9 protein-coding genes are annotated in these 8,773 nt (G+C 60.0%); all 9 read right to left on the reverse strand.

The window, feature by feature from the left end; all coding sequences use genetic code 11:
• Positions 1-360: 360 nt before the first annotated feature.
• Entirely contained in the window at positions 361-1,830 is a 1,470-nt protein-coding gene (locus AC1DJO_RS26460) for an HAL/PAL/TAL family ammonia-lyase (RefSeq protein ID WP_477973767.1), read from the reverse strand.
• A complete protein-coding gene (locus AC1DJO_RS26465; protein ID WP_112446088.1) occupies positions 1,827-2,828 on the reverse strand; it encodes an ornithine cyclodeaminase family protein in 1,002 nt (333 codons plus the stop codon). The genes AC1DJO_RS26460 and AC1DJO_RS26465 overlap by 4 nt, the downstream gene beginning before the upstream one ends.
• Positions 2,829-2,839: 11 nt before the next feature.
• Entirely contained in the window at positions 2,840-4,159 is a 1,320-nt protein-coding gene (locus AC1DJO_RS26470) for an LLM class flavin-dependent oxidoreductase (protein ID WP_112446073.1), read from the reverse strand.
• A complete protein-coding gene (locus AC1DJO_RS26475) occupies positions 4,156-5,220 on the reverse strand; it encodes an LLM class flavin-dependent oxidoreductase (protein WP_112540936.1) in 1,065 nt (354 codons plus the stop codon). The genes AC1DJO_RS26470 and AC1DJO_RS26475 overlap by 4 nt, the downstream gene beginning before the upstream one ends.
• Before the next feature lie 14 nt (positions 5,221-5,234).
• Entirely contained in the window at positions 5,235-6,164 is a 930-nt protein-coding gene (locus tag AC1DJO_RS26480) for an ABC transporter ATP-binding protein (RefSeq protein ID WP_112446072.1), read from the reverse strand.
• Entirely contained in the window at positions 6,161-6,802 is a 642-nt protein-coding gene (locus tag AC1DJO_RS26485) for an ABC transporter permease (protein WP_112389526.1), read from the reverse strand. The genes AC1DJO_RS26480 and AC1DJO_RS26485 overlap by 4 nt, the downstream gene beginning before the upstream one ends.
• Before the next feature lie 8 nt (positions 6,803-6,810).
• Positions 6,811-7,428: an ABC transporter permease gene (locus tag AC1DJO_RS26490; RefSeq protein WP_477973770.1), complete on the reverse strand. Its 618-nt coding sequence runs from the start codon at positions 7,426-7,428 to the stop codon at positions 6,811-6,813.
• Positions 7,429-7,521: 93 nt separating this feature from the next.
• Entirely contained in the window at positions 7,522-8,403 is an 882-nt protein-coding gene (locus AC1DJO_RS26495) for a glycine betaine ABC transporter substrate-binding protein (RefSeq protein WP_442208178.1), read from the reverse strand.
• A gap of 256 nt (positions 8,404-8,659) precedes the next feature.
• On the reverse strand, positions 8,660-8,773 hold a 114-nt coding region (locus AC1DJO_RS26500), incomplete at its 5' end, for an integrase core domain-containing protein (RefSeq protein WP_477831473.1).

Consider the following 8,773-nt stretch of genomic DNA (forward strand, 5'->3'; position numbering starts at 1 on the left):
CCTCCAACGACGATCTGCGGAAAGTCCGAGGACGAACCCGCTCTTTGGCAGAAGACTATTTCGTCATTCTCAAATATCGGCTTCCAGCCGAAACCCTCCGAGAAAATCGGTGGGAGCGTTTGAGGTCGGAAGCACCAAGCGCGAAATAGCGGAAATTATCTGTTGCATGACCAACACCTCTCATTCGTGGCGCACACCGTCGATTCACGGTCAGAATCCGTGGCTTACGACCTCTCATTCACGGAATATAGGAAGATCGACCAGCTGTGGCGGGAGGTCTTTTTCCCAGTCAGCCAGGTGAAACCGGCGATCGCCAGCCAAGCGACGTGCCGATCGGCGCTCGGCTTCAGCGCGAAAAGGTCACACCCTTAACAGCTGGTCAGCGACAGCGGCGACATCTTCGCCGAGAGGGCGGTCTTCCTCAACGAACGGCGACAAAACGCGAACGAACGAATGCGTCTTTGCCGTCTCTCGACCACACCGATGGTGCGGACGCAGGTCGACTGCCTGAGCGGCGGCGAGTAATTCGCAGGCAATGACAAGCCGCCACAGGTCGAGCATCGTGCCGAATTTTCGAACGGCAAGCGCCGATTGCGTCGCATGGTCTTCCACGCCCTCGGACACGGTGAGGAAATCGAGCATCACCGGGTTGGCCTTGTGCCGGATATCAGCCATCAGCGCCGCGACCGTCTTCTGCAAGGGCACGAAGCCGGCCGATGGTCCGCCGGTGGGAGAAAGGTAGCGCGGCAAGCCATTTCTGGCCGAACCGGTCAGCTGGATGAAACGGCCAGCGGAGGCCGAAGCCGCTTGAGCGACCGCGAGGCCAAGTGTCTCGAAAACCAGTGCAAGCGATGGTGTATGAAAATTGCCGCTCGACAGAACCCGCTTTTCGTCGATCAGCACCACCGGGTTGTCGGCCGCCGCGTTAAGCTCGGTCTCGACAGTGGCCTTGGCTGCAGAGAGCGCCGTCGCCAGCGAACCATGAATGGGTGCGAGACAGCGAAGGCTGAGAGGGTCCTGCAGGGCCGTTGTTGTCTCGAACAGTGTCGATCCTTCGAGCGCGCTCAGCAGGCGCGCCGCTTCCTCTGCCTGCCCGGCTGCCGGACGGGCGGACTGTATTCCCGGAGACAGGATAAGCGGATTTCCACCAAGCGCCTCGAATGTGAGGCCGGCTGCCTTCCGCTGGGCGTCGAAAATGCGTTCCGCATCGAAGAGAAACAGAGCGCCTGTTCCGACGGATAAGGCGGATGCGTTGATGAGCGAAATCCCATCCTTCGGCAGCAGGCGGGCAGGCGAAAGGCCGGCCAGCCGCAAAGCCTCCTTCGCAGGGTGGAGCGTCCCCAGGAACTCAGCCTCGCCCTCACCTACAAGCGAGCGGGCCATGGCAGAAAGGACGACGAGATCGCCCGCGCCGATCGAACCCAGCGACGGCATGACAGGATGCACCCTGGCATTCAGCATCGCAAGCAGCGCCTCGAAGGTCTCAAGCGAGATGCCCGAGCCGCCAACTGCCAGCGTGGCGATCCGCGTGGCCAACACCGCGCGCGTCGCGTCGCGTTTCAGCGGCTCGCCGACGGCCATCCCCCGTCCACGAATGAGGGTCAGCTGGAAAGCCTCGAAATCGCCAGTGACCGCCGTCTTGAGGTTTGCCCCAAGGCCGGTATTCATCCCGTAGATTTGTTGCCCGGCGGCTGCCGCCTCCTCGAGGATGCGGCGAGCGGTCAGCAGACGGCCGCGAACGGTTGAGGATGCGGCGACCTCCTGATCATCTCTGGCAATCGCGGCGATATCCTCGATCGTGACATCTGCGCCGGAGAACTCGATCGTCATGCGAATCTGAGCCTCTGGCCGATGCCTTCCTTATGGGCCTTCATCAACAATGCATGCCCAAGGGCTATATCGCTCAGCGACAGGCCACGATGCCAAAGTAGGATCGTCTCGTCGTCGTTCGCGCGCCCCGTCTTTAACCCGGCGACGACCTGGCCAAGCTCGGCATGCAATGTCTGTTCCGAGAGCCGGCCGGTCTCCACGTGAGCCCTCAGCGAGCCGAATTTGCCGGATTTGCATTGGCCCCAGTCATCAACGACCAGCTTGTCCATAATATCCGTCAGCGATAGTTCGACCGCGCTCATCGTCCCATACGGGACGACGAAAGCACCCTTCTTGATCCATTCCGTCTTCAGCATCGGCTCTGGTTCGGAAAGACGCGATGCCTCGACGACGATGTCGGCGTCCTCCACGCAGTCGCGCCAGTTGTCTACGACGGTTATCTTCTTCCCGAGATCGGCTTCCAGCTTAGCACCGAAGGCTTCGCGGCTTTCAGTTCGTCGCGAATGAACGCGAATTTCGTCGAAATCGAAGAGATGGTCGAGAAGACGGACATTCCAGTAGGCCGTACCCCGCGCACCGATATGACCGAGCACCTTGGAGTTCTTTTTCGCGAGGTGGCGCGCGCCGAGCGCGGTAACCGCGCCGGTGCGCATATCAGTAATGACAGTCGCGTCGAGGATCGCTTTCGGCACGCCCGTGCGCGGGTCGAAGAGGTTGAGCACGCCGAATTCGGAGGGATAGCCAAGTTTATAGTTGTCGACGTAATCGCCGACGACCTTGACCCCTGCAAGGCCGATCGGTGCAACATAGCCGCGCAACACGTTGAAATGTCCGTGGAAACTCGGGTCGGGCTCGAGGTGGACCCGTGGCTCGATGACGGTCTGGCCATTGCCCTGGGCTTTGAGCGATGTCTCGATGGCAGCGAGGATTTCGGCGTCCGTCAATGCCAGTGCTTCGATGTCGAAGGCGTTCAGGTAGTCGATATAGATCGGGTCCATTGTCATCTCTTTTATCGTTTGGACGGCGCACCGACGCCGAGGTTTTGGCGCAAGGTGCTGCCTTCATAAGTTTCGCGGAAGACGCCCCGGCGGCGTAGTTCCGGCACAACATGGGTAACGAAATCCTCAAGCCCCGAAGGAAACAGCGGTGCCATGACATTGAAACCGTCAGCAGCCCCTGCCCTGAAACGCTCTTCCATCGCGTCGGCGATCTGTTCGGGTGTCCCAACGACCTGCCAGTGGCCGCGCGCACCGGCGAAATGGCGAGCCAATTCGCGAATGGAGAGGTTCTCGCGCCGGCCGAGATCGATGATCAACTGCTGCCGGCTCTGGATCAGATTGGTCGGTGGCATGTCGGGTAGAGGCCCGTCGAGCGGATAGGCCAAGAGGTCCTGGATACTGAGATAGCTCGCCAGCAAGGCGACGCCGACCGCGTCCGGGATCAGTTCCTGGAGCTCGCGATATTTGGCCTTCGCCTCGCCTTCGGTGGACCCAATGATCGGCGAGATGCCCGGCATGATCTTGATGTCGTCGGGCTGGCGGCCGTATTTGACCATCCGCGCTTTGACGTCGTCGTAGTAAGCCTTGGCCTCCCCCAGCGTCTGCGACGCGGCGAACACCACATCGGCAGTACGCGCCGCCAGTTCCTTGCCGACGTCGGAAGCTCCTGCCTGAACCATGATGGGGCGGCCCTGCGGCGACCTTTGGCTCTGGAGCACCCCCCCGACGGTGAAGTGCTTTCCGCGATGGGAGAGCGGATGGAGCCTGTCGTGGTCGAAGAACCTCCCTTCCCCCCGCGGAAGATACGCCCCCTGGTCGACGCCATCCCACAGAGCGAGCGCCGCGTTGGCGAACTCCTCGGCACGCTCATACCGCTCCGAATGCGGACGCAAGCCGCTGCTTGCGAAATTCTCGGCCTCCAGCTCGCTCGCCGACGTCACGAGGTTCCACCCCGCCCGACCGCCGCTCAGTTGATCGAGCGAGGCGAAGGTCCGGGCCAGCCCATAGGGATCATTGTAGGTGGTCGACGCCGTTGCGACGAGGCCGACATGCGAGGTGTTGACGGCAAGGGCCGCCAGCAGGCTCAAGGGCTCGAACCCGGTGGAGCGGGCCGCCTGGCTCGCCATATCCGGATTGCGCTCGCGGATTGCGGCTGCGTCCTCCACGAAGATCATGTCGAACTTGCCACGTTCCGCTGTGCGCGCAAGCTCGATGAAATGGGCAATATCGACACCAGCCGGCGCGTGGGCGTCGGGATGACGCCAGGCAGAAATATGATGGCCGCCGGCCATCAGAAAGGCGCCAAGACGCATCTTGCGATCGCTGCTCATGATGCACTCTCTTCAGTGGCAGGATGGGGAGGACGTGGAAGTCCAAGATGCGACCGCAACGTCTTGCCTGTTTTTGCCTCGATCAGCCCTCGCCTGCGCATTTCCGGCACAACGTCGGCAGTGAAGGCGTCCGCGGCCGACAATGTCGGCGGCAGGATCGTGAAACCATCGACCTTCGCCGCTATTTGCCACGTCTGAAGCGCGTCGGCGATTTCGGTGAAGCTGCCGATCGGAACAAGCCCCGCAGGCCCACCGGAATCTATGCTCTGCAGGCTGTCATACTGTTCCTGCGCCATCTCGCGGGTGGCGGCGGCAAAGGGAACGACGTTCGACAGCAGCCGCACATCGCCGCGCGAGCGACCAGCCGCCTCCAGCGCGGCCTCGAACAATTGAACAGCTTCGACTGTGCCTTCTCCCGATGTCTCCTGAAGCAGGACCACTTCGCCGAACTCGGCAGCGAGGGCATAGTCCGCAGTCGTCAAAAGGTGCGCGATAACCGGCCGGCCCTGAGGCGACCTGTTGACGTTCAGCGGTCCCCGGACCGAGAAATGTTCGCCCTGATGATTGAGAACATGCATCTTGGTGGGATCGAAGAAGCGGGCATTCTGCTTATCGTACACAAACGCGTCGTCCTCGAAACTGTCCCAGAGAGCCCGGACGAGATCGATATACTCACGGTCGCGCGCGGGCTCACCCGCTGACGGGATGTTAAACCAGCCGCTGCGGCCCTGGCTGATCTGATCGAGCGATGCAAAGCGGCGTGCAAGATTGTAGGGCTCGTGCTGAAATGTGGCCGCTGCTGCGAGCAACCCGAGACGCTCAAGCTTGGTGGCAAACGCGGCAACGAGCGTCGTGGGCTCGAAGGGTGTCGCGATAGAAGACAGCGCATCCAGCGGCCTAGCACCATGGAGGTCCGCGATCAGCGCGAAGTCGAAGCCGGCGTTCTCAACCTTTACCAGCTGCGACAGAAGTGCCTCAAATGAAAGCTCTTTGACGTCCGCGCCGTCGCGCCACGCCGACAAGTGATGTCCGAAAGGGGTAAGCGAAAATCCGAGAAGCATGGACATCTCCATTTTCAAATCGAAAAGATCGCATCGCGCGTCAGTCTCCCGATGACCTCGTCACCGTCGACGACCGCCAGCTGGTCGCAATCTGCTGCAACCATGAGCGACAGGGCTTCGCGCAGATTGGCGTTACTTGGAACACTGGGGGCCGTCATCGGTGACGGTCCCGCCGTCATCGCGTCTTCAACTGAAAACAGACTGAGACGTTTGATCGCCCTGTCGATGCCGACGAAACTCGATACGAAAGCGTTTGCCGGGCGCGAGAGGATAGCGTCCGGCGTATCGTATTGGACGATCTTGCCCGACTTCATGATGGCGATACGGTCGCCCAGGCGGATCGCCTCGTCGAGATCGTGGGTCACGAGCACCACGGTCTTCCGAACGCGTTTCAGGATTTGGCGAAACTCGTCCTGGAGGCGTGTGCGGGCGATCGGATCGATCGCTCCAAAGGGCTCGTCCATGAGCAGCACGGATGGATCGGCCGCAAGAGCGCGGGCAACGCCGATGCGCTGCCTCTGGCCGCCCGAAAGCTGACGCGGATAACGCTTGAGCATTTCGCCCGGATCGAGCCCTACCAGATCGAGTAATTCATCGACGCGCTTGGCGGTTCGGGCTTGTTCCCACCCTAGCAGGTTCGGAACGGCGGCGACGTTCTCGCCGATCGTCATGTGGGGAAAAAGCCCGACGTTCTGGATGACGTAACCGATATGCCGGCGCAGTTTCACGGGATCAGCCTCCGTGACGTTTTCGCCGTTTACGAAAATCCGTCCTTCCGTCGGCTCGATCAGGCGGTTGATCATCCGCATCGTCGTCGTCTTGCCGCAACCGGACGGGCCGATCAACGCGACTGTCGAGCCCTCGGGCACGTCGAGCGTCAGGTCATCGACCGACGGCGCAGTGCTTTCGCCGTAGCGCTTGGTGACGTTCTCCATGCGGATCATACGGCAGCTCTCTCTGAAAAAAGCAGTTTCTCGACGCGCCCCAGCACGAATTCGGTCGTCAGCGCGAGTATAGCGATCGGCACAGCGCCGACCAGAAGGCGGGACATGTCCATCACGCCGATGCCGGTAGCGATGAAATCGCCGAGCCCGCCACCGCCGATGAAAGGAGCAAGCGTCGCACCTGCCAGAACCTGGACGGCAGCAGTGCGGGCACCGGCAAACATCGCGGGCGCAGCAAGCGGAATGCGGATCTTTCGCAATAGCTGGCTGCGGCTCATTCCCATGCCGATTGCAGCTTCGACCGCGTCCGCGTCGACGTCGCGCAGGCCAACAAAGGAGTTCAGGAGGATAGGTGGCAGCGCGAGCACAGTGAGAGCCACGATTGACGGCATGAGCCCAATGCCCAGAAGCGGCAGCATGATCGCCAGGATCGCCAGGCTCGGGACCGTCCTCAAGCCGTTGATGACATTGATCACGGCGAACGCCAGTCGGCCATAGGTCACGATCAGTACCGCAAGCGGCAACGCAATCACCAGCGCGATGGCAAGTGAAATGCCCGACATCAGGAGGTGCTGCCCAAGGGCGCGGAAAAACTCCGTCTGATGGTCGACAATCCAGAAGAAGGCCGTGCTCAGCATCGCCAACCTCACTGCCAGCCAACGAGCCGCTTTTCAGCGCGCGTCAGAAGGAAATCGAAGATGATCGCGAGAAGCGCCGTCAGAATGCCACCAACAAATATTTTCTCGGGATACTCCTGGTCGATGCCGATCAGGATGATGGTTCCAAGCCCGCCACCGTCGATGAACGCCGCAACCGTGGCAATGCCTATCACCGTGACAAGCGCGATGCGCGTCCCTGATATGATCAGCGGCATCGCAAGCGGCAGCTCGACCCGAAAAAGCCTCTGCCAGCGGCCGTAGCCCATGCCGTCTGCAGCCTCGAGCACGTCGGCCGGAACGCCGCGAATGCCTGTAACGACGTTTCGCAGGAGGATCAGCAGACAGTAGGAGGACAACCCGATAAGCGCCGGCTCCATGCCAAGCCCGACGAATGGGATCAAGAGTGCAAACAGCGCAAGGCTTGGAATAACGAAGATGATATTCGTCACGGTCAGTGCAAAGGCGTAGAGCCTTGGACGCCTCGCGCAAGCAATTCCGAGCACAAGCGCAATCACCATGCCGATCAGCACCGACGTGCTGGACAGGAGAAGGTGCTGCCAGACGGCAAGCGCTATCTCGGGAATGTGCTTAGGTGCCCAGTTCAAATGGAAACGATCCTGCCTGCTGTCACGCCGATACGGCCAAGCAGAGAACTTGGCCGCATTTTGCTTCCGGGGGAATGAAAACCTTCACCGTAATCAGATGCCCTGCGACTTCAAGAATTCCGCGGCGACGTCTGCCGGTTCTTCCTTGTCGCGGTCGACCTTGGCGTTGAGACCACGCATCGTGTCATTGTTGAGCAGCGGGCTGATCTTGTTCAGTACCTCGGCAATCTTGGGGTTCTTAGCGAGAGCGTCCTGACGGACGACAGGCACGAGATAGTAAGGCGGGAAGAGGTTCTTGTCGTCGTCAAGGATGACGAGCTTGTTATCTGAGATCTGCCAATCCGTCGCGAAACCGTAGGAGACATCGAGGTCCTTGCTGGTCAAGGCGCTGTAACGAATTCCGAGCTTTGCGAATATCTTGAACTCCTTGAATTCGATACCGTAGGTCTGCTTCAAGCCCGGCAGACCGTCCTTGCGTTCGCTGAACCCGCCCTCTGCGCCGAAGGTCAGGTCCTTGGAAACAGGGCCGAGGTCGCTCAAGGTCTTGAGCTTGTACTTCTCGGCCGTCTCCGGCAGCGTAATAATCGCGTAGCCGTTATTGATCTTTGTCGGCTCGAGAAGCGTCAGCTTCAGGTTCTTCTCGTAATAACCCTTGACGTCGGAATAGATCTTGTCGGCGGAGCCCGACAGGTCGCCCTTAACCACTGCCGCGAGAGCGGTGCCGGTATATTCCGGATAGAGATCGATTTCGCCGTTGGTCAAAGCGGTGTGCGCAACAAGCGTCGCGCCAAGATTCAGATGACGATCCACTTCAACGCCCGCCTTCTCCAAAGCCTGGGCATAGATTTCAGCGACGACGAACTGCTCGGTAAAATTCTTGCTGCCGATCTTAACCGCATCGGCATGGGCTGGTGCGATGGCTGCGACAGCAACGAAAGTGCCCGCAATCATCGCTGCCAAGGTCTTCGAAATCATTGCATTCCCCTCTTCGTTGAACTTCACCACGTGTTTTAAAAGCTCTGAATGACTTCGGCGCGCAAACGCGTGCCAATTTCTGCCTATCTAGGAGAAAATTGCCTTTGGGCCAGAGCTCGGCTTTCATCCGCGGTGACCGACCCGTGGGGGTTCAAATTTGGTTCTGCCGGCAGAATTGCTTCGCAAAAATCATGATATGGTAGAATCGACTACATCTTGCGTGTTGGAGTGCCCCCCATTTCGCCGGACAGCTCAGCTATTGAGACAATGCTTTGATGAACTCCCTTGGGGAGGCCATTTTGAGCGCTGAGTGTGGATGGATTTCATTATAGTCTTCAATCCATCCGTCGATCTTCCGGAGAGCTGTGTC

This window comes from Rhizobium sp. 05N430 (genome assembly GCF_056396985.1).